Annotated in this window: 23 protein-coding genes; 20 read left to right on the top strand and 3 right to left on the bottom strand. The window is 45.2% G+C overall.

Features of this window, described 5'->3' with window-relative positions:
- The first annotated feature begins 88 nt into the window (after positions 1-88).
- The 5 genes from CXF70_RS17750 to mtnN all read left to right on the top strand — a co-directional run bounded on the left by CXF70_RS17750 (position 89) and on the right by mtnN (position 3,827).
- A complete protein-coding gene (locus CXF70_RS17750; RefSeq protein WP_101803736.1) occupies positions 89-694 on the top strand; it encodes an O-methyltransferase in 606 nt (201 codons plus the stop codon).
- A gap of 9 nt (positions 695-703) precedes the next feature.
- On the top strand, positions 704-1,351 hold the full coding sequence (gene udk / locus CXF70_RS17745) for a uridine kinase (RefSeq protein ID WP_338088668.1): 648 nt from the start codon (positions 704-706) through the stop codon (positions 1,349-1,351).
- An 81-nt stretch (positions 1,352-1,432) separates the two neighbouring features.
- Positions 1,433-1,909, top strand: a complete 477-nt coding sequence (greA, locus tag CXF70_RS17740) for a transcription elongation factor GreA (RefSeq protein WP_101803735.1) — start codon at positions 1,433-1,435, stop codon at positions 1,907-1,909.
- A gap of 205 nt (positions 1,910-2,114) precedes the next feature.
- Positions 2,115-2,879: a YrrS family protein gene (locus CXF70_RS17735; RefSeq protein ID WP_101803734.1), complete on the top strand. Its 765-nt coding sequence runs from the start codon at positions 2,115-2,117 to the stop codon at positions 2,877-2,879.
- Positions 2,880-3,116: 237 nt separating this feature from the next.
- Entirely contained in the window at positions 3,117-3,827 is a 711-nt protein-coding gene (gene mtnN, locus CXF70_RS17730) for a 5'-methylthioadenosine/S-adenosylhomocysteine nucleosidase (protein ID WP_101803733.1), read from the top strand.
- Positions 3,828-3,872: 45 nt separating this feature from the next.
- Here the strand turns inward: mtnN and pssA are convergent, their stop codons facing one another.
- Positions 3,873-4,412, bottom strand: coding sequence for a CDP-diacylglycerol--serine O-phosphatidyltransferase (gene pssA, locus CXF70_RS17725; protein ID WP_084246201.1), 540 nt, complete (start codon positions 4,410-4,412; stop codon positions 3,873-3,875).
- A 94-nt stretch (positions 4,413-4,506) separates the two neighbouring features.
- On the opposite strand from pssA, the gene CXF70_RS17720 reads away from it, so the two are divergent.
- From CXF70_RS17720 to CXF70_RS17665, 12 genes are all read left to right on the top strand, one after another.
- Positions 4,507-5,280 carry a phosphatidylserine decarboxylase gene (locus CXF70_RS17720; protein ID WP_101803732.1) on the top strand — a complete coding sequence of 258 codons (774 nt, stop codon included), beginning with the start codon at positions 4,507-4,509 and terminating at the stop codon, positions 5,278-5,280.
- 30 nt (positions 5,281-5,310) lie between these two features.
- Positions 5,311-5,841 carry a YqeG family HAD IIIA-type phosphatase gene (locus CXF70_RS17715; RefSeq protein ID WP_255400103.1) on the top strand — a complete coding sequence of 177 codons (531 nt, stop codon included), beginning with the start codon at positions 5,311-5,313 and terminating at the stop codon, positions 5,839-5,841.
- On the top strand, positions 5,838-6,941 hold the full coding sequence (gene yqeH, locus CXF70_RS17710; RefSeq protein ID WP_101803731.1) for a ribosome biogenesis GTPase YqeH: 1,104 nt from the start codon (positions 5,838-5,840) through the stop codon (positions 6,939-6,941). The genes CXF70_RS17715 and yqeH overlap by 4 nt, the downstream gene beginning before the upstream one ends.
- Positions 6,942-6,951: 10 nt before the next feature.
- Positions 6,952-7,779 (top strand): shikimate dehydrogenase, encoded by an 828-nt coding sequence (gene aroE, locus CXF70_RS17705; protein ID WP_101803730.1) that lies wholly within the window; start codon positions 6,952-6,954, stop codon positions 7,777-7,779.
- The gene (gene yhbY / locus CXF70_RS17700; RefSeq protein ID WP_101803729.1) at positions 7,766-8,065 is read left to right on the top strand and encodes a ribosome assembly RNA-binding protein YhbY; all 300 of its coding nucleotides are present in this window, start codon (positions 7,766-7,768) and stop codon (positions 8,063-8,065) included. The genes aroE and yhbY overlap by 14 nt, the downstream gene beginning before the upstream one ends.
- The gene (locus CXF70_RS17695; RefSeq protein ID WP_101803728.1) at positions 8,062-8,649 is read left to right on the top strand and encodes a nicotinate-nucleotide adenylyltransferase; all 588 of its coding nucleotides are present in this window, start codon (positions 8,062-8,064) and stop codon (positions 8,647-8,649) included. The genes yhbY and CXF70_RS17695 overlap by 4 nt, the downstream gene beginning before the upstream one ends.
- The gene (gene yqeK, locus CXF70_RS17690; protein ID WP_084246189.1) at positions 8,618-9,193 is read left to right on the top strand and encodes a bis(5'-nucleosyl)-tetraphosphatase (symmetrical) YqeK; all 576 of its coding nucleotides are present in this window, start codon (positions 8,618-8,620) and stop codon (positions 9,191-9,193) included. The genes CXF70_RS17695 and yqeK overlap by 32 nt, the downstream gene beginning before the upstream one ends.
- Positions 9,190-9,528: a ribosome silencing factor gene (rsfS, locus tag CXF70_RS17685; RefSeq protein WP_084246187.1), complete on the top strand. Its 339-nt coding sequence runs from the start codon at positions 9,190-9,192 to the stop codon at positions 9,526-9,528. The genes yqeK and rsfS overlap by 4 nt, the downstream gene beginning before the upstream one ends.
- Positions 9,525-10,253, top strand: a complete 729-nt coding sequence (locus CXF70_RS17680) for a class I SAM-dependent DNA methyltransferase (protein WP_101803727.1) — start codon at positions 9,525-9,527, stop codon at positions 10,251-10,253. The genes rsfS and CXF70_RS17680 overlap by 4 nt, the downstream gene beginning before the upstream one ends.
- A 201-nt stretch (positions 10,254-10,454) precedes the next feature.
- Positions 10,455-11,054 carry a helix-hairpin-helix domain-containing protein gene (locus tag CXF70_RS17675; RefSeq protein ID WP_233208679.1) on the top strand — a complete coding sequence of 200 codons (600 nt, stop codon included), beginning with the start codon at positions 10,455-10,457 and terminating at the stop codon, positions 11,052-11,054.
- 64 nt (positions 11,055-11,118) lie between these two features.
- On the top strand, positions 11,119-11,694 hold the full coding sequence (locus CXF70_RS17670) for a ComE operon protein 2 (RefSeq protein WP_084246183.1): 576 nt from the start codon (positions 11,119-11,121) through the stop codon (positions 11,692-11,694).
- Positions 11,695-11,735: 41 nt separating this feature from the next.
- Complete coding sequence (locus CXF70_RS17665; protein ID WP_233208678.1) at positions 11,736-13,967, top strand: DNA internalization-related competence protein ComEC/Rec2; 2,232 nt, start codon at positions 11,736-11,738, stop codon at positions 13,965-13,967.
- 42 nt (positions 13,968-14,009) lie between these two features.
- On the opposite strand, the gene CXF70_RS17660 is transcribed toward CXF70_RS17665, so the two are convergent.
- The gene (locus CXF70_RS17660) at positions 14,010-14,144 is read right to left on the bottom strand and encodes a YqzM family protein (protein ID WP_084246179.1); all 135 of its coding nucleotides are present in this window, start codon (positions 14,142-14,144) and stop codon (positions 14,010-14,012) included.
- Between the two features lie 155 nt (positions 14,145-14,299).
- Here CXF70_RS17660 and holA point away from each other — a divergent pair, with 155 nt between their 5' ends.
- Positions 14,300-15,322 carry a DNA polymerase III subunit delta gene (gene holA, locus CXF70_RS17655; protein WP_084246177.1) on the top strand — a complete coding sequence of 341 codons (1,023 nt, stop codon included), beginning with the start codon at positions 14,300-14,302 and terminating at the stop codon, positions 15,320-15,322.
- Between the two features lie 294 nt (positions 15,323-15,616).
- On the opposite strand, the gene rpsT is transcribed toward holA, so the two are convergent.
- Positions 15,617-15,865, bottom strand: a complete 249-nt coding sequence (gene rpsT / locus CXF70_RS17650) for a 30S ribosomal protein S20 (protein ID WP_084246175.1) — start codon at positions 15,863-15,865, stop codon at positions 15,617-15,619.
- A gap of 217 nt (positions 15,866-16,082) precedes the next feature.
- On the opposite strand from rpsT, the gene lepA reads away from it, so the two are divergent.
- Positions 16,083-17,912 carry a translation elongation factor 4 gene (gene lepA, locus CXF70_RS17645; RefSeq protein WP_084246173.1) on the top strand — a complete coding sequence of 610 codons (1,830 nt, stop codon included), beginning with the start codon at positions 16,083-16,085 and terminating at the stop codon, positions 17,910-17,912.
- Between the two features lie 57 nt (positions 17,913-17,969).
- Complete coding sequence (hemW, locus tag CXF70_RS17640) at positions 17,970-19,109, top strand: radical SAM family heme chaperone HemW (protein ID WP_101803725.1); 1,140 nt, start codon at positions 17,970-17,972, stop codon at positions 19,107-19,109.
- Positions 19,110-19,384: the final 275 nt, after the last annotated feature.

Below are 19,384 nucleotides of genomic sequence, written 5' to 3'. Positions count from 1 at the left end.
CAGACAAGAAGGAAGCGACCTCGCATTCCTTCTTGTTTTATGTTATCATTTGAAAGAATTTTTGCGATGGCGAAAAGGGGCTCCAAAAATGGATAATGAACGATTTGAGAACACGATTTCGGCTATGAAAGATTATGCCCGTGAAAATCATGTTCCCATCATGGAAGATGACGGCATCAGTCAATTGACAGCTCTGTTGAAAGAGCAACAACCAGATGTGATCCTGGAAATCGGCTCTGCGATCGGTTTTTCCGCATTGAAAATGGCTGAAGCTTTGCCGGGTGCTCTTATTGATACAATCGAGCGGGACGAAGAGCGCTATGCAAAAGCCCGGGAGTATATCAATGCAGCGGGGAAACATGAGCAAATCCGCGTCTTTAAAGCAGATGCCCTTGAAATGGATTTGGCGCTGCTCAGAAAAGCTTACGACGCGATTTTCATAGATGCGGCAAAAGGGCAATATGAACGCTTTTTTGAAAAGTATGAAGTTTTATTAAACAGCGGTGGAATAGTATATTGTGATAACATGCATATGCATGGCATGTCTGCGGTTCCTTTATCGGAAATTCCGCGAAGAAAGCGGACGATGATACGGAATCTCAAAAAGTTCAGGGAAACCATGATGGAACATGCCCAGTATGATACAAAGCTGCTCGATATAGGGGACGGCATCATGATTTGCAAAAAGCGGTAAAAAATAACGATTAGACGCAAGGAGCAGTTTGCTATGTCAAAAAACAGACCGGTAGTAATCGGTATCGCCGGGGGATCGGGTTCCGGCAAAACAAGTGTGACGAATTCAATCTATGAAGTGTTCAAGGAACATTCGGTTGTTGTCATAGAGCAGGATTATTATTACAAAGATCAAAGCCACCTGGAGTTCGAAGAAAGGCTGTCAACAAATTATGATCATCCTTTGGCGTTCGACACAGACCTTTTGATCCAACATATCGACGAATTACTGGAACGCAGGCCGATTGAAAAACCGGTCTATAATTATGCCATCCATACCAGGGCCGAAGAAACTATCCACATCGAACCAAAAGATGTTATCATCCTCGAAGGGATATTAGTGCTTGAAGACAAAAGGCTCAGAGATCTGATGGACATTAAATTATTTGTCGATACGGATGGCGATTTGCGCATCATCCGCCGTCTGCTCCGCGATATCAATGAACGCGGCCGGACGATCGATTCGGTGATCGAACAATATCTCAACGTCGTAAGACCGATGCACAACCAATTTATCGAACCGACAAAACGCTACGCGGATGTCATCATTCCCGAAGGCGGGCAAAATGAAGTCGCAATTGATCTGATGGTTACAAAAATTAAAACAATTCTTGAATAGATTGGTAAATTATACTATGATGAGACAAGACTGACGGATTTTTCAAAAATCTCAAGTCAGCAGTTGAAGGAGTGGGGAACAATGGCTAATGAAAAACAATTTCCGATGACAGCTGCAGGAAAGCAGAAGTTGGAGGACGAACTGGATTTCCTGAAAACGATTAAACGCAAAGAAGTGGTCGAACGGATTAAAATCGCCCGTGATTTCGGTGATTTGTCTGAGAACGCTGAATATGATTCAGCTAAAGAAGACCAGGCGTTTGTAGAAGGACGCATCTCAACATTGGAATCAATGATCCGCAATGCGGTCATCATAGATGAAAACGATATGAGCAACGACATTGTCCGTTTGGGAACTACTGTAACGTTTGTTGAAGTTCCGGATGGTGACAAGGAATCATACACAATCGTAGGTTCAGCAGAAGCGGATCCTCTCGAAGGGCGCATCTCGAACGATTCACCAATCGCGAAAAGCATGATTGGCCGTACGATCGGCGACCGTGTGAAAGTGTTGACACCAGGCGGGGAAATGGAAATTGAAATCGTTTCCATCGCGTAATCATTGCAGCCATTCTTTATAAGGATGGCTCTTTTTTATTTGTCGAAAGCAGAGAAGAATTTTCTCCAAACGATATTTATTTCAGATATCAGTTGCAGTTGCGCATTTAAAGTTTATAATTCATAATGAAACATAAATTTATCAAGGAAGTTAAATTTGTCATATTAAATTATGATAGAATATCAAGGAAGGGGAGGCTATTACTATGGCAGAAGATAAAAAACCTTATCCCTCTCGTGTGAATAAGAAGAAAAGCAGTTCCACAACTAATAAAATGTTGAATGTAATGATTGGACTGGTATTTGCATTAATTCTTATCGTGGGGGCATTTATATTCCTGGGACAAAACGACGGTTCAGAGAACGCCCAGGAACCGGAATCCGTACAGATTTCCACAGAGACCGACAAAGAGGCGAGCGAAGAGGATAACGGCGAAGAACAAACTGAAAGTACAGAAGAAACCACAAAAGATGAAGAGGCTTCGGACGAAGAACAAAAAGATGAAGAATCCCAAGAGCCAACTGATGCTGAAAAAGATAAAGAAGAAGATAAAGAAAAAGATAAAGATAAAGAAGCTGAAAAAGACAAGGAAAAAGCTGAAGAAGGCACAGTGACCGGCGGAACGATCACACGCCAGGAATCGAATGATCCGATTGTCAAAGAGACGATCATCAATACCAGCTGGGAACCGGTAGGAACAAAGCAGAGCGGCGAACACGTTTCTGTTTACGATACAAACTCAGTGGACTGGCAGGAAAAGATCGACGCGATCACATACGCTACCGGCCTTGCTGAAAAAGATATGTACATCATGCATATCGGCAACGGAGGCAGTCCTCAAAAATCAATCGGAACTGTTCAATCCAAAGATATGTCAAAAAAATATCGCGTACATTTGGAATGGGTTGAAAAAGGTGGTTGGAAACCTGTTAAAATGGATATACTGAATACTGTAGAAGGCGCTTATTAATATAGCGTCTTTTTTTCTATTAAAGTTGATATAATAATTCATGGCAGTCGATATTTCGTAAAACAGCTCCGAAGACATTAGCTGACGCCTGTGAGGCTAAGTCTTTGCGACGAGCAGTTCGCAGGAGCATAATCTTCGTGCTGTCCAAAGCGACGAAGCGGCAAATTTCACTGCTTGTTTAATTCAACTTATTAAAAAGTAATTTCAGAATCTGATGAGATAAAGGAGAAATGACAGATGAAAATCGGGATAATTGGTGCAATGGAAGAAGAAGTGGAATTGCTGCGCAGCAGTCTGGAGAACACGGAGGTCGAAACAATCGCGAATTGCGAATTTACAACAGGTACATATCAGGGACAGGAAATTGTATTGCTGAAAAGCGGCATCGGTAAAGTGAATGCAGCTATGTCAACTACGATCCTGCTTCAGCACTTCAAACCGGAATTGGTGATCAATACGGGGTCCGCGGGTGGCTTTGATAAAGATCTTGAAGTTGGCTCTATCGTCATTTCCGATGAAGTGCGGCATCATGATGTGGATGTTACGGCTTTTGGTTATGAAATGGGCCAGGTGCCCCAGATGCCGGCAGCTTTCCAATCGAACCCTGAATTGATCGAACTTGCTGAAAAAGCGGTAAGTGAATTGGAAGATCTTCCGTATGCAGTCGGGCTGATTGCAACAGGTGATTCCTTCATGAATGATCCTGAACGCGTTGAATCAGTGCGCGGCCATTTCCCTGAAATGAAAGCTGCCGAAATGGAAGCAGCCGCAGTGGCACAGGTATGCTACCAATTCGACACCGCTTTTGTCGTAATACGGGCGTTATCGGATATTGCAGGTAAAGAATCTTCAGTTTCATTTGAAGAGTTTCTTCCGAAGGCTGCTGAACATTCCACGAAAATCGTGCTTCGTGTTGTAGAACGGCTGACTTCCAGACTTGAGCGTTAAGATGAAAATGAAAAAGCTGCCGGAAATGGATCCGGCAGCTTTTGTTTATACTTTTTTTAAGGTGAATGTACTGATCATAAGCAGAGAGCAGATCAGCATCAGGAACATATAAAAGACCGAAGGGAATAAAGAAAGTCCGAAATAGGATAAGGTCAATACGGTCCCTGCTGCAGTGATCGGCAACCCTGTGAAATAGCCATTCGATTCACTGATATTGAAACGGGCGAGTCGGAACGCGCCGCTGGAAATATAAATTACTGTAAATACCATGCCGGCAATACCGAAATCGGCCAATGCCAATTCGTAGATCAGAATGGCAGGTGCCACGCCGAAAGATATGATGTCACTCATGGAATCCAATTGTTTGCCGAGAGCGGATTCCTGGTTGAGTTTTCTGGCGACGATTCCATCGAAGCGATCTAAAAAGGCTGCGATGAAAATGAATAATACACTAAAGCTGTAGGCACCGTTCATAGCGGCCATCAGGGCAGCACCGCCAAACGCCATATTGCCGATGGTCAGCATATTCGCCGTCTGGGATTTCAGTTTTTTTAGGTTTTGGTCCATCCGTTCTATAAAAATCAATGGAGAATCCTCCTTGCGTACATTATGATGTTCCCTTCATTATACTGTCCTATAGGAAATAATGGTAGACTTTTATCAAAGCGGAGGTATCAAAATGAAGAAAAAATTATATCAGTATACGATAGAATTGACGAATGGACCTTTAACGTCCAATTTGCTGCAGCGTTTTGCGCGTTCATCGGGAAGTCGTTCGCTGATCCCGAATTATGTTAAGACCTATAAAATAAACTTGAATGATATCGAAGAGGAAATTGGGGCTTTCCCTACATTACATGATTTTTTCATCCGGAAATTGCGGGCAGGAAGCCGGCCTCAGGCTAACAGCCATCTCATTTCACCAGTTGACGGGAAAGTCGAGATTGCCGGCAGGATTCATGAAGACAGCAGCTTTTTAGTGAAAGGGCAGCAATATTCACTAGCGGAGTTATTGGGGAGTGTAGAGCTGGCTGAACGATATGCACAAGGAAATTATGCGGTGCTGTATCTTTCACCGGCCAATTACCACAGAATTCACAGCCCGCTGGACGGCAATGTAAAAAGGCAATTCGTTCTCGGAAGGAAATCCTACCCAGTCAATCAATCAGGTTTGCTTTATGGCAAATCGCCGATCAGCGGCAATCACCGCTTGATCACAGAACTCGAAACTGCCTCGGGAAACGTTCTGATGGTCAAAGTAGGAGCTATGTTCGTCAACTCAATTGAGCTCACCAATACAAGCGGCAGCTGGAAAAAAGGCGAGGAAGTCGGCTATTTCAGTTTTGGATCCACCGTGGTTCTATTTTTTGAACCGAATTGTTTCCGTTTTACAGATAATATTATGTCCGGTGAACCGATCAAAGTGGGAGAAGCCTTGGCAAATATGCTATAATCATTAACATTAAGTTCGAAGATACGGGAGTTGTTGATAGTGTACCAGAAATTCATACCGAGCCAATACGTCAGAACGGTGTTCGATATCACCCCTGAGAGTTTGCTTGAAAACGGCATCCGCGGGATTATCACGGATCTTGATAATACGCTTGTGGAATGGGATCGTCCGGAAGCTACACCGATGCTTATCGATTGGTTAAAAACCATGAAAGATGCAGGCATCCAAGTGGTCATCGTTTCCAATAACAGTGAGCTGCGCGTCAAATCATTCGCTGACCCATTAGGTATACCGTTCATTTACCAGGCGCGCAAGCCGATGGGCAAGGCTTTCCGAAAGGCTTTACAGATCATGAGTGTCAAACGTGAAAATGTGGTGGTCATCGGTGACCAGATGCTGACGGATATTTTTGGCGGCAACCGCAATAAATTGCATACGATCCTCGTTTTGCCGGTCGCTCAATCCGACGGGTTCTTTACCCGTTTCAATCGTATGGTCGAGCGCCGTATCATGAAGAGGCTTAAAGATAAAGGTTATATGACTTGGGAGGAAGAAAATTGAACGAAATGCCAAATTGCATCGGATGCGGTGCACAGATACAAACAGAACATCCTGGAGAGCTCGGCTATGCGCCGGCATCGTCATTGGAAAAAGAGGAAATCATCTGCCAAAGATGTTTCAGATTGAAAAATTATAACGAATTGCAGCCGGTCTCATTGACTGATGATGACTTCCTGCGCATTTTGAATGGCCTTGGCGAACGTAAAGGCCTTATTGTGAAGATTGTTGATATTTTCGATTTTAACGGCAGCTGGCTGCCGGGACTTCATCGATTCGTCGGAAACAATGATATTTTATTGATTGCCAATAAAGCGGATTTACTTCCGAAATCAGTGAAAGAGCAGAAACTATTGCAATGGATGAAACGGGAAGCCAATAAGCTGGGATTGAAACCGGTAGACATTTTGACCGTTTCTGCCCAAAAAGGCAAAGGTGTCGTTGAAGCGATGGAGGCAATTGACCATTATCGCAAAGGTGAGGATGTGTTTGTCGTAGGATCGACGAATGTCGGCAAGTCCACATTCATCAACCGCATCATCAAACAGGCAACCGGACAGGATAATATCATCACAACTTCCCATTTTCCGGGAACGACGCTAGATATGATTGAAATTCCACTGGATGATGAAAAATCGATGTACGATACGCCAGGAATCATCAACCACCATCAATTGGCGCATTATCTCCATACATCCGATTTGAAAATGATCATGCCGAAAAAAGAAATCAAACCGCGTGTATTCCAGCTTAATCCGGAACAGACCCTGTTCATCGGTGGGCTTGCAAGATTCGATTTCATAAAAGGTGATCGCTCTTCATTCACATTCCATATCGCCAATGAGCTGCCGCTCCATCGCACGAAGCTGGAGAATGCGGATGAACTTTACAGTCAGCATTTTGGTGGAATGCTCGCTCCGCCATCTGAGGAATATAAAGAGGATTATCCTGAACTGGTCCGTCACGAATGCCGCATCAAAGAAGCAAAAACGGATATTGTCTTTTCCGGACTGGGCTGGGTAACGGTCCAGCACCCGGATGTAATTGTCGCAGCGCATGCCCCTAAAGGCGTCGAAGTGATGCTGCGCCCATCCCTTATATAGGAGGAATTGGATGAAGAAATGGTATGCAGTGATCGGCGACCCGATCGCACACTCATTGTCACCATTCATGCATGATACTTGGTTTCAGGAGAACGGCATTGACGCATCTTTTTTACCGATCCATGTGGAACCTTCTAAATTGAAAGAGGCTTGTGAGTCATTGCAATTGCTCGGAGCCGGCGGCTTTAATGTGACACTGCCCCATAAGCAGGCGATCATCCCGTTTCTGGATGGCATCGACGAAGCAGCTTCAGAGATGAATGCTGTCAATACGGTTGTCCGGAACGGCAAGAATTTTAAGGGCAGCAATACAGACGGCGATGGCTTTGTACAGTCTTTGCTGACTGCAGATCCAAGAACAGATGACAAAATCCTTTTGGTCGGTGCGGGCGGTGCAGCGAGAGGGATTGCATTCGCGTTGAACCGTGCCGGTTTTAGCGATGTCACCATAACGAACAGGACATTCCGCCGTGCTGAGGAGCTGGCAGAAGAAACAGCCAGCGAGTCGATGACGAAATCAGACGCCGAACAAAACCTTGGCGGCTTTGATATCATCATCCAGACGACTTCTGTCGGACTGGCAGAAGATGAGGCGCTGCCGATATCGTTGGAAAATGCAAAAACCGGTGCTTTGGCGGTGGATATCGTATACAACCCGATTGATACGCCATTTTTAAAGAAAGCCGAAGAAAAAGGCTGCCGGACGTTAAACGGTGTGGGCATGTTCGTCTATCAGGGAGCCATTGGCTTTGAGAAATGGACGGGCATCAAACCGGATACAGAAAAAATGATTAAAGTGATAACGGAAAAATTAGGAGGAAATTATGTTAACAGGTAAACAAAAGCGTTTTTTAAGAAGTGAAGCACATCATGTCGACCCGATTTTTCAGGTAGGCAAGGGCGGAGTCAACGAAGCGATGATCGTTCAAATTTCAGAAGCTCTGGAAAAGCGCGAGCTGGTGAAAATCAGCATCCTTCAAAACAATGAAGATGATAAAAATGAAGTGGCTGAAACGTTGGCGAAAGGGACAAAAGCTGAATTGGTTCAATTGATCGGCCATACAGTCGTCCTCTACAAACAATCAGTGAACAATAAGCGGATCGAGCTCCCGGTGAAGCGATGAAGAAAGTCGGGATTCTGGGAGGGACATTCAATCCGCCGCATTTCGGCCATTTGATCATGGCTAATGAAGCCTATCACAGCCTGGGTCTTGAGGAAGTCAGATTCATGCCCAATGCGACAGCTCCACACAAAGATGTTCATGGTGCGGACGCTTCGCAGCGACTGAAGATGACTGAACTGGCAATTGAAGACTACCCTCAATTCCGCATTGAAGATTTTGAAATCAAAACCGGCGGGGTTTCATACACCTATAACACATTCATGCAATTGGTGGAACAGGAGCCGGACAAAGAGTTCTATTTCATCATCGGAGGAGATTCGATAGAACAATTGAATTCCTGGCATCGCATCCATGAACTGGCCGATCTGATCCAATTTGTTGGCATCGGTCGTCCAGGTTATGACACGGCTACCGATTTTCCCGTCATGATGATCGATTCGCCAGAAATGCACCTCTCTTCGACGATGCTGCGTGAAAGAGTCGCAGCCAAACGGCCATTGACATTTTTCGTGCCGGAGAAAGTCGAAGCCTATATCAGGAAGGAGGGTTTATATGGACCAGAGCAAGATGCTCCAGCTCGTTAAAAAACGCCTGCCAGACAACCGCTATGCCCATGTAGTCGGCGTCCTTAACATGGCGACTTCACTTGCCATCCGGTTTGGTGTTCCTCAGGAAAAAGCGCAGGTGGCGGCCATTCTTCATGATGTAGCCAAGTTTTCTGACCGTGAATGGATGAAATCCATCATCGAAAAAGAAAAAATGGATCCGCTTTTACTGGAATATCACTCGGAATTGTGGCATGCTCCGGTAGGTGCCTATGTCGCCTCAAAAGAATTCGGCGTAAAAGATGAAGATATTTTGAATGCCATCCGCTATCATACGACCGGACGGGCTAACATGTCCGACCTCGAAAAAGTGATCTATATCGCTGATCTTGTGGAAGTGGGCAGAAGATTTCAAGGCGTCGAAGAATTGCGTCAATTAAAAGAACAGGGATTGGATGTTATGATGGAAGCCTGCGTCAAACACAGCATCGATTTTCTGGTATCAAAAAATCAGCCGGTCTATCCGGATTCACTGAAGTGTTATGAATACTTCGTGCAACAGAAAGGGAAAGTGAAAGAATGACTGAACATACATTATTACAAATGGCTTATCAAGCTGCCGAAGATAAGAAGGCGGAGGACATCGTTGTCCTTAATATGGAAGGGATCTCATTGCTTGCGGATTATTTCGTCATCTGCAGCGGAAATTCAGACCGCCAGGTACAAGCGATTGCGCGTGAACTGATCGAGAAATCAAACGAAGCCGGCAACGAAGTCAAGAGCGTTGAAGGCTTTGATTCGGCACGCTGGATCCTTGTCGATCTTGGCGATGTGGTGGCACATGTCTTCCACAAAGACGAACGTTCGTATTACAACCTGGAGCGCCTCTGGAGAGAAGCGCCTGAAATGGATATATGAGTTACGGCAAGTTCGCTTCAATTTATGACAGTTTAATGCAGGATATACCGTATGAACAATACGTGGAATGGGTTGCCTCACGGAAAACCTCCGGGAAGCTCCTGGATCTTGCATGTGGCACAGGAACACTTGCCCAGCTTTTTGCGGAACTCGGATATGAAGTGACAGCCAGTGATTTGTCGGAACAAATGCTTACAATGGCGAATCAGCGTTTTCATGAAGCGAATCTGCGAATCCCCACTTATCAATTGTCCATGGATAATTTAGAGGGGCTTCACGGATTCGACGCGGTGACAATCGCAATCGATTCGTTGAATTACCTGAAAAATGGTGAACAGGTGCAGAAAACCTTCAATGAAGTCCATAAAGCTTTAAATGACGATGGCATGTTCTTTTTCGATGTTCATTCCGTTTATAAAGTCGATGAAGTTTATATGGACAGTCCATTTATACTTGATGATGAAGAAGTTTCTTTTATCTGGCACACTGAACCTGGCAAAACCAAGCACAGTGTCGTTCATGACATCACGTTCTTTGTTCAGCAGCAGGAAGATCTTTACCAGCGTTTTGAAGAAACGCACGAACAACGGACTTTTCCAATTTCAACGTATACGACCTGGTTGAAAGCGGCAGGATTTGTAATTGAATCCATCTCAGCGGATTTCACTGAAGCTGAACCGTCAAGAGAAAGTGAACGTATTTTCTTCTGTGCGAGAAAAGTATGATTTGATTCCTTAACCGCCTTATTGGCGGTTATTTTTTGTGCTTAAAATTATTTTGCGTGGACTGGACATCAGAATTGAATAATTATATAATTCAGACAGCTTCAATTTAATTGCTCCCAATGGAAAGAGGGATGCAAGCTGAATATCCAACAGATTTTCAGTAAATACAGCAGACTGCTGATCCCCGCTGCAGTCGTATTCATGCTGGCGCTTTATTTTTTATTTCCCCATGGCGAAACCGAAGAAATTACAGCGGCGCCATCTGATCTGATCATGGCTGAAAACCCTCAGCCGATCGAAACCCCAACCCTGAACACTGAAACCCTGCCCGTTGAACAGACTCAATCCGAAAAAATACTTATCGAAATAAAAGGCCAGGTTAAAAAACCAGGTGTATTTGAGCTGCCTGCCGAATCACGGCTGCATATGGCAGTCGATTTGGCGGGAGGTTTTCTTCCAGATGCAGATGCGCTGTCCCTTAATCTGGCGATGAAGCTGACCGATGAAATGAGCATTTATGTTCCCAAAATTGGCGAGACGACTGTCAGTCTTCCGCCTGTTGTGGCATCACCTTCAACGGCGGCTGGTTCAGCTGCAGAGGGAGCAGTTCTGGTCAATATCAATACAGCGGATGAAACCACTCTGATGACGCTGCCGGGAATCGGTCCTTCAAAAGCGGCTGCAATCATTGCATATCGCGAGGAAAATGGACCGTTTATAACCATTGATGCGTTGAAAGATGTGACTGGCATAGGCGATAAGACTTATGAGCAATTACAAGATTCAATCACTGCCAACTGATTGTTGACGTACCTGGCACCTCTGCTAAACTTATACTGAAAGTAAAAAGCAGGGGGCAATTAAAATGAAGCGAATAACTTGGGATCAATTTTTCATGGCGCAAAGCCATTTGCTCGCGTTGCGGAGCACATGCACCCGGCTGGCTGTCGGAGCCACTATCGTGCGTGACCGCCGGATTATTGCGGGAGGCTACAATGGATCGATTTCAGGAGGCGATCATTGCATCGATAAAGGCTGTTATGTTGTCGACGGCCATTGTGTCAGAACGATACACGCTGAGATGAACGCATTGCTGCAATGCTCGAAATATGGGGTCAGTGTCAGTGGCGCAGATATCTATGTCAGCCATTTTCCATGTCTGCAATGCACGAAGTCGATCATACAGGCTGGCATTGCCCGTTTGTATTATGCGACGGATTACAGAAATCATGAATATGCCATCGAGTTATTGGAACAGGCAGGGGTGGAAGTGGTCCAAGTCATTTTTGATGAACGTCAAATCGACTTTTTGAGCGTTGAAAAAGCATCGCTTTACATGGAATTAATCGGGAAATTGAAAGAAAAAGGCGGAAGCGATGAAGAATTGGCCCATTATAATGAACGGGTGAAGCAATTATTCGGAGAAGAAATCGAAGTCTGAGCCGCAACATCATTATCTATTTCGCCGCAGCGACGGCAATTATGACTACAGCAGCGCATGATACACCAGGAGTTCTTGTGTTCATGCCGCTGCTGTTTTTTTGGTTGGTCTGGAAGAAGGAAGCTCTTTCAATCTTTATGCTACTGATAGTTTTTTCCATCTCCACGTATGCCATTCAGGAAATGCGCCATATAGCTATGCCAGTGTATACAGGAGAGTACACAGGAGCAGCTTCTTTCAAAGATGGATTTAAAATTGATGGGGATGCAGTCAGGGGTTTCATGGTGCTGGAAGATGGTGGAATTGTCTATGGAAACTACCGTTTCAGCACTCCAGAAGAAATGCAGCGAAAAACCGGTTTAATCCATAATTCTGTATTTGCCGTTTCAGGAGTTTTTGAGGAAATTGACGTCCCATCACATGAGTATGCCTTCGACATGGCTGATTACTTGAAAAGCAATGGCGCGTCAGCTGTTTTCACAATCAATGAGTTCGAGTACCAGAAGGAGTCGACAGGATTTTTAGCAGCGATGGCCGAAAGGCGGGAATTGCTTAAAACCCATATTCGGCTGAGTTTTCCTGAAAATTTGACGTCAGAAGCGGAGGCCCTGCTGATCGGAGAAAGGGAGGCGCTCACCACCGAACAGCAACAAATCCAACAGACCCTTGGCATTTCCCACCTGTTTGCGATATCCGGACTTCATGTTGGCATCATCAGTGGCCTGCTATATTTTTTATTGCTGCGCTGTGGTGTCAGAAAAGAGGACGCCATGCTGCTGCTGCTCATCATTTTGCCTTTCTATGCATTATTGGCAGGAGGTGCGCCTTCTGTCTGGCGCGCCGTAAGTATGACGGCGGCAGTCCTGGCGTTCCGGCTCTTCAGGATTCGGATGCCCATAGCCTTTATTCTGCTGCTGAGCTTTATCTTTTTTATCTTGTTGGATCCATATGTCATTTATAAAATAGGCTTCCAGCTTTCGTACGGTGCCAGTTTCGGCATCATCTATTCAATGAAGATATTGGAGAAGATGCAGTCGCCGATCAGATTAGGTTTAATGATCACATTCCTGTCCCAATTCACACTTTATCCGATATTGCTGATTCATTTTTATGGACTGTCACTCTCTTCTTTTTTGGTGAACAGCCTATTTGTGCCGTTATATACGATTGTCATCCTGCCTATTAATATCCTTTTGCTTGGATTGACTCTCTTGTATCAGCCATTTGCGGATTTTTTATTTTATTTTTATGAACCGTTCCGGACCTTTCTCGAAAAATGGACCGTATGGCTGGCGGAATGGCCTGGCCAAATGTGGATTCCTGGGAAACCTTCAGGCATTATCGTGATTGCGATGCTGGCGGGAGTCATCCTTTTTTACAGTTATGCTGAAAAAGGTTTTCGCTGGTGGAAAATTGGAATCGGAATGCTGCCGGCGGTCGTCTTCACGGCAATGCCATATTTCGACGGAGCGCTGCGGGTAACTTTTATCGATGTTGGACAAGGAGACAGCGCTTTGGTTGAGCTGCCCTACAGACGCGGGATTTATCTGATAGATACGGGGGGACTGCTCAGATTCGGGAGGGAAGGCTTCGAAGAGAGGAACCGTCCGTTCGAGATCGGCCGGCAGGTGGTGGCGCCTTATCTGCAAGGCAACGGTATTTCACGGCTGGATGCACTGATTCTTTCGCATCCGGATGCTGACCATGCGGAAGGGGCGGATGAAATACTTCAGCTGTTTCTGGTGGATGAAATCCATATGTCACCTGGCTCCCAGAAAACGGAACTGGCAATTGGGCTTGACCAGGAATTGAATGGGGTGACAGTCCGATTGCCGGGGAGGGGGAGTGGTTGGCGTGATGGAATCACGTCTTTCAGTTATTTGAGTCCGACTGATGGGGAGTATGAAGGCAATAATGATTCACTGGTTTTGCTGATGGAACATGGAATCCATAAAGTTCTGTTCACCGGCGATCTTGAAATTGACGGTGAAAATGAAATAATCAAGAACGATGGAGACTTGCTGGAAAATACAACAATCCTGAAAGTTGGCCATCATGGCAGCAAAACCTCGAGCGGGGAAAATTTTCTGGTGAAAGTGAAACCGGAGCTATCAATTTTCTCAACTGGTGAAGACAATCGATACGGCCATCCGGCGGAAGAAGTAAAGGAAAGGTTTGAAAATCTGTCTTTGGCTACACTCAATACGGCCGAAGCCGGCACCATCGAAATCGTCTTTAAAAAAGATGGTTATACTGTTTCGACGGTGAAATAACGAAAAAAGGCTCCGGCTGGTTAGCCGGAACCTTCTTTAAAATTACAATGCTACGTATTGTACGACTGCAGCGATGATAAAGATAGCTGCGAAGAACACGAATGATACCACAAATCCCATACCGGCATCGATTGCGTCGTTACGCTTCGATTGTACATTATTTTCAAATTCATTCATGGCTATCCCTCCTAATTCCCTCTAATTATAAGCTACTGCATCTGAAAAATCCACATCGAACTTTATTTAACCGCCCGAATTTCCCAGCCGTCACAGAAAAGACAAATCCCACAAATCGCGTAAAATCCGATATAGTATAAGAAGGAGGCGGAATAATGATCACATCAATTTGGAAATCGATACGCAGCGGGCAGATTGATCCCGTCTATCTCATTGTAGGCAATGAAAGTTATTTCATAGAAAAAACCCTGGATTTATTGAAGGCAAGTCTGACACAGGCGGGAGAACTGGAATTGTCGTTCTTTGACATGGATGAAGTGCCGGTCGACCACGCCATCGACGAAGCAGACACCATTCCTTTTTTCAGTGACCGCAAACTGATCATCGCAAAAAACGCTTCTTTTTTGAAAGCAGCTGAGCGCGGCAAGGAAAAGATAAATCATGATATGAAGATTCTTGAAGCGTGGCTTGAAAATCCACCTTCCAGTTCAGTTACCGTTTTTGTTGCGCCATACGAAAAATTGGATGAACGTAAAAAAGTGGTCAAGCTGATGAAGCAGCATGCCGTTGTCGTCGAAGCGAAACCGCTGCAGGCAAATGATCTGGAATCGTGGTTATCGCATGAAGCGAAATCGTTCGGCAAGGAAATCAGCAGAAATGCAGTCCGCAAACTGGTGGAAATGGCCGGCACCAATCTTACGCTGCTGTCATCTGAAGTCGAAAAGATGTCGCTTTATCTTGGAGCGGAGGGTGAAATAACCGAAGAATTGGTGGAGCAGATGACTGCCCGTACACTCGAACAGGATGCATTCAAAATGCTGCAGGCTTATCTGGACGGCAATATCAGCACAGCGCTGAGCGTCTATTATGATCTGCTCAGGCAGAAGGAGGAGCCTGTCGCACTTGCTGCGCTGCTGGCTTCACAGATCCGGTTCATGGTCCACGTCTATTATCTTCAAAAGAAGGGCTATCACGCGCAGCAGATCTCCAAGCAATTAAAAGCTCATCCGTACAGGGTGAAACTGCTTGTCGAGAAACGCCAGCAAATTTCTGAACAGCGCCTGCTGGAAGTGTTGGGTGATTTGGCAGATATCGACCTGCAATTAAAAACCGTAAGCGGCAACCGTGAACGCGTACTTGAATTCTTCCTGATGAAGCGCGGTGCGAAGAACAGCTGAAGCGATTCATAAAAATTATCTTAGTTGAACTTAATAAATAATAAAAATGCAGCTTCACTGCTGGGGACTTGCCTTTGCTAAGAGAATCTTTAAGATATGGAGCAAAACAGCGAAGACTCCCAGGCGACCAAGCGAAGTGACAAGATCCACTCGGGCGAAGTGTAACGAGTCCGAGTTAGCTTGGCGCAAGCAGCCAGGAAAGCGGAGCTGTTTTGCGGAATATCAATTATTAAAACAACATAAACCAACATAAAAAAAGCCGGCTCCTTTAAAAGGAACCGGCTTTTTACATTTTTACGCTTGTTTCATCAAGCGAGATTTTTGGCGGGCTGCAGTGTTTTTATGGATTAAGCCTTTTGAAGCCGCTTTTTCCACTTGTTTAATCGCAGCTTTAACCTTAGCGTTTGCGTTTTCGTCATTGTTTGTCAAAGCTTGCTCAGCTTTTTTCAAAGATGAACGCATTGCTGATTTAGCTTGCGTGTTTTGAGCGTTTTTAGACTCGTTCGTTCTCACACGTTTGATCGCAGATTTAATGTTTGGCATATCTTTCACCTCCTAGACAAATAGGGAAAGAGGTGGAAACACCTCAACTCTTTTATGTCTCTATACAACATGAGTTATTTTATCAAACCAGGGAACGGAATGCAATAGATACGTGCAAAGAAGTTTTCCTTGACACAGAAATCATTTCCGGTGCTTTCATTGCCCAATAGCCATGGTACTGCTATAATTCATAGTAGTTTGTATAGGAGTGTGGACCATGAACCAAGAACAGAGATTAGCGCGTCAAAGCAAAATACGTAATTTTTCGATCATCGCCCATATCGATCACGGAAAATCTACGCTTGCCGACCGTATATTGGAGAGAACGAACGCCCTTACCGCAAGGGAGATGAAAGAGCAGCTGCTGGATTCCATGGATTTGGAACGGGAACGCGGCATTACGATCAAATTAAACGCTGTCCAGTTGAATTACACAGCAAAAGACGGCGAAACTTATATCATGCATTTAATCGATACACCGGGGCACGTCGATTTCACTTATGAAGTTTCCCGCAGCCTAGCTGCCTGTGAAGGCGCTGTTCTGGTAGTGGACGCAGCACAGGGCATCGAAGCCCAGACATTGGCGAATGTTTATTTGGCGTTGGACAATGATCTGGAAATTCTGCCGGTCATCAATAAAATCGATTTGCCTGCAGCTGATCCTGAGCGCGTGCGCCAGGAAGTGGAAGATGTCATCGGTCTTGACGCATCAGACGCGGTTCTTGCTTCTGCGAAAGCGGGCATCGGAATCGAAGAGATCTTAGAGCAGATTGTTGAAAAAGTGCCGGCTCCGACCGGCGACCCGAGTGCGCCTTTAAAAGCGATGATTTTTGATTCGCTGTACGATCCTTACCGGGGAATCGTTTCCTATGTAAGAATTGTCGAAGGAACTGTCAAACCAGGCGATAAGATTAAAATGATGTCCAGCGATAAAGAGTTCGAAGTGATTGAAGCTGGCGTATTCACGCCGAGAGCAACACTTCGCGAAGAATTGACAGTCGGTGACGTAGGCTACCTGACTGCTGCCATCAAAAATGTGGGGGATGCGCCTGTAGGTGATACGATCACCCACGCGAGAAATCCGGCAGCTGAAGCATTGCCCGGTTACCGTCGCTTGAACCCGATGGTATACTGCGGACTTTATCCGATCGACACCTCAAAATATAATGACTTGCGTGATGCACTTGAAAAATTGGAATTGAATGATGCGGCTTTGCAATTTGAACCGGAATCATCCCAGGCACTCGGCTTCGGCTATCGCTGCGGTTTCCTCGGTTTATTGCACATGGAGATCATCCAGGAACGGATTGAACGTGAATTCAATATCGATTTGATCACGACTGCCCCGAGTGTTATCTATAATGTGCACATGACAGATGAAGAAATCCTGAAAATCGATAACCCCGCAATGATGCCGGATCCTCAAAAGATCAGCTATGTGGAAGAACCTTATGTAAAAGCGACAATTATGGTGCCGAATGATTATGTCGGCGCTGTTATGGAAATATGCCAGAAAAAACGCGGTAATTTCATGACCATGGATTATCTGGACAATTCTCGCGTCAGCATCATCTATGAACTGCCGCTTGCAGAAATCGTCTATGATTTCTTTGATCAATTGAAATCGGGCACGAAAGGCTATGCCTCTTTCGATTACGAATTGATCGGCTATAAAGAATCAAAACTTGTGAAAATGGATATCCTCTTGAATTCGGAGCAGGTCGATGCATTAAGTTTCATCGTCCACCGTGATTTCGCTTATGAACGCGGCAAAGTCATCGTCGACAAATTAAAGACGCTGATTCCGAGACAGCAATTTGAAGTACCGATCCAGGCTGCAATCGGCCAGAAGATCGTTGCCCGCCAGACAATCAGCGCAATGCGCAAAAACGTTTTGGCTAAATGTTACGGCGGCGATATTTCACGTAAACGCAAACTTCTTGATAAGCAAAAAGAAGGCAAGAAGCGCATGAAACAAGTCGGTTCTGTTGAAGTGCCGCAGGAAGCTTTCATGGCGATATTAAAAATGGACGACCAATCAAAATAAACGTAAGGAGGAGGCGGTGTTTTCAGCCTCCTTTTCCTATTAGAAAAGAGGAATAACATGGTAAAGGGATTGTATATCCATATTCCATTCTGCCACCAGATCTGTTTTTACTGTGATTTCAATAAAGTCTTTTTCAAAGACCAGCCGGTCGATGCCTATATCGATTCACTCGGGAAAGAGCTTTCCCTATGGAAACAGCAGGGAGCACTCGATCAGCCGCTGGAAACGATTTTTCTCGGCGGCGGTACTCCGACATCATTGGAACCTCGTCAGCTGGAGAAATTGCTTGGCTATATCCATGAATACGTGCCGATGACTAGCGATGTCGAATGGACATCTGAAGCAAACCCTGATGAATTGACATTTGAGAAAATGCAGGTGCTCTTCAAAGGGGGAGTCAACCGACTGAGCATGGGTGTCCAGTCTTTCGATGAGGATTTATTGAAGCGCCTTGGCCGCACCCATAGTAATGGAGATGTTGCAAGAGCAGTTGAAGACGCCCGCAAAGTCGGCTTCACGAATATCAGTTTTGATTTGATGTACGGTCTGCCAGGGCAGACGATGAAACAATGGGAAGATACGCTTGAACAGGCGTTTGCTTTCGACTTGCCGCATTTCTCGGCGTACTCATTGATTATTGAGCCGAAGACGGTTTTCTATAATTTGATGACCAAAGGGAAACTGAATACGGTGACCGAAGACCTTGAAGCTGATATGTATGAGAAGCTGATGACTGAAATGAATCAGCGAGGTTTATTGCAATATGAAATTTCGAATTTTGCGCGTGAAGGGATGGAATCACGCCATAACTTGCTGTACTGGGACAACGAGGAATATATCGGAGCTGGAGCCGGTGCACATGGATATGTCCAGGGCATCCGCTATTCGAACCATGGTCCTCTGAAAAAATATATGGAGCCATTGGATTCGGGCGAGCGTCCGATTTTGAATTCGCATGAAGTTCCGAAGAAAGAGCAGATGGAAGAAGAGATGTTCCTTGGCCTCCGAAAAACTGACGGTGTGTCACTTGAACACTTTGAAACGAAATTCGGAATCGGCATGGAAACTGTATATGGCGAAATTCTGAAGAAAGAAATTGACAGCGAAAATTTGACTATTGAAAAAGGCCGAGTCAAATTGACGAAGAAGGGCCGTTTCATCGGCAATAACGTATTCGAGCAATTTTTGCTGGCATAAAAAAGTAGAGAAGATGAATTAATAATTTCTAGGAACCGATATTCCGCAAAACAGCTTCGCTTGCCTGGGGGCTTGCGCTGAGCTAACTCGGACTCATTTCACTTCGCCCGAGTGGATCTCAACACTTCGCTTGGTCCCCATGGCGTCTTCGCTGTTTTGCTCCATATTCTCTAAAGATCTCTCTAGCGCCGGCGCGGCTCAGGAGAAGGCGAATGCCGACCGGAGCAATAAGACGAGTGCTCTTCTCGGCTTATTGCGGGAGGCAAGGAGCGCTT

This window comes from Planomicrobium sp. MB-3u-38 (assembly GCF_002836425.1).
Classification (GTDB): Bacteria; Bacillota; Bacilli; order Bacillales_A; family Planococcaceae; genus Planococcus; species Planococcus okeanokoites.
The sequence above is the reverse complement of the archived record's forward strand: the minus strand, read 5'-3'. Positions and strand labels throughout refer to the sequence as shown.